Origin of the sequence: Novosphingobium sp. BW1 (assembly GCF_008107685.1) — a bacterium.
Classification (GTDB): domain Bacteria; phylum Pseudomonadota; class Alphaproteobacteria; order Sphingomonadales; family Sphingomonadaceae; genus Novosphingobium.
The window spans coordinates 1-414 of sequence record NZ_VIRF01000028.1 but is presented as its reverse complement, the minus strand read 5'-3'; the positions used below and the strand labels follow the sequence as shown (position 1 = coordinate 414).

The following is a 414-nucleotide window of genomic DNA, read 5'->3' as shown; positions in this document are numbered from 1 at the left end:
GTCGCCGTCGACGTTGACCACCGGGATGAACAGCAGGTTGATCTTCTCCAGCAGCCCGGCGAGCGGGCGGTCGGCAGCGCTCATGTCGCGCAGCAGCATGAACATGGCGTCCTTGCCGTTGGCCTCGCCGGGATGGATCTCGGCTTCCACCAGCAAGGTCGGCTTGGCGGAGCGCTTCAGGCCGGCGGCGGACTTGTCGGCCTCGGTGGAGGCGGTCACCAGCAGCATCGGGTGACCCTCGGCGCTGCGCTCGGGCAACTCGCGCAGGGCGATGCGGCCGGAGGAGGCGGCTACCAGTTTCTCCAGGTAGGCGCGGGTCTCACGGTAGTCGCTGGTGCGCTGAAAGTCGCTGCTCTCGGCCTGGGTGATCAAGGGGTCGCCGGGCTTGGCGAGGTAGCGCAGGCTGCCCAGCCT

The 414-nt window shown here is 68.8% G+C and carries 1 protein-coding gene; it reads right to left on the bottom strand.

What is annotated here, in order from left to right:
• Positions 1-414 (bottom strand): M14 family zinc carboxypeptidase (locus FMM79_RS00515; protein WP_256376762.1); only part of this gene is annotated, 414 nt, incomplete at both ends.